The 1,112-nt window shown below is 72.9% G+C and carries 2 protein-coding genes; both read left to right on the top strand.

What is annotated here, in order from left to right:
- A partial coding sequence (locus tag ACFWVD_RS28835; protein WP_379248080.1) for a hypothetical protein occupies positions 1-323 on the top strand: 323 nt, incomplete at its 5' end.
- A 17-nt stretch (positions 324-340) separates the two neighbouring features.
- The gene (locus tag ACFWVD_RS28830) at positions 341-580 is read left to right on the top strand and encodes a hypothetical protein (protein WP_379248078.1); all 240 of its coding nucleotides are present in this window, start codon (positions 341-343) and stop codon (positions 578-580) included.
- Positions 581-1,112 lie beyond the last annotated feature (532 nt).

The following is a 1,112-nucleotide window of genomic DNA, read 5'->3' as shown; positions in this document are numbered from 1 at the left end:
CCTCATCGACGCCGCCCGTGCCCCGGCTCCCCCGCGACTTCCGCGGCAAGGGCAAGTGGATCGTCCGGGACCTGGACATCACGGTGCCGTTCACCTGGGAGGGGAGGGACGGCGACAGCCAGATGACCGCCGGGGGGCCGCAGTACCCGATCTGGTTCACCAACCTGATCTACCGCGACACGCTCTACACGCTGACGTACAAATGGCCCGGTCTGGACGAGCATCCCTGCTCACGCATCCCGGGCTTCAACCTGGAGGCGCTGAACGAGGGGCTCGAGAACGCCCGGTTCGTACCCTGCGGAGCACCCCGCAGCGGCGCGTGAACCACTGGAGGGTGGGGGTGGTACTCCCCCAGCTGCCTCCCGGGAACCACCCGCGTCTGCCGCTCGCGCTCGGCGACATCTACGTCGACGAGGACAACCGGGGCACCTTCTGGCAGGTGCTGCAGTTCGGTGTCCAGAACCTCTACGACCCCGAGCTGGACGAGTGGCTCGTCATGGACACCTTCGAGCACCGGCCCGGGACCGTGGCGCTTCCCCGGCGGTGCGAGCCGCCCCGGCCGCCCGACGGCGCGTGGTGAAGCCGCCCGGTGCGACCGGGCGCTGTCGGGCCGTCACCGGATCGGGTCGCGGTATCGCGTTCGCGCGGCGCCCGGCCGACACCGTACGGTCTGCGCATGACCAGGACCACGCCCCGTAGACCGGTGTCCGTGGCGGCCGTGTTCCCGGAGCCGGCCCCCTACCGGGGTCGCACGACCCGTCTGCACCCCCGGCCGGGACGGCCCGGCAGGCACGGCAGCCATGTCGGCGGGCCGATGCTGTGGCCGTACGGCGAGCCGTGGCCGATCTGCCGCGAGCCCCACCGCCGCGGGAGCGAAGGGTATGCGCCGGACGGGCCGGTGCCGTTCGTGGGGCTCGCCCAGCCGTGACCGGGACCTGCACGTCTTCACCTGCCCGGCAGATCCCCGGCACACGCCCCGATGGGTGCTCTCCTGAGCCGTGTCGGCAGCCGGGCCCGGTGGGGTGCGGCGCGTGGCGCACGCCGTTCAGGGTGCGGGCAGGCGGCGGGCGGTGAGTCTGCCGTCGGGGGTGAGGGTGAAGACGGTGGGCTGC

This window comes from Nocardia sp. NPDC058666, from assembly GCF_042714895.1.
Lineage (GTDB): Bacteria > Actinomycetota > Actinomycetes > Mycobacteriales > Mycobacteriaceae > Nocardia.
Note: the sequence above shows the minus strand (reverse complement) of the source record. Positions and strands in the feature narration are given on the sequence as shown.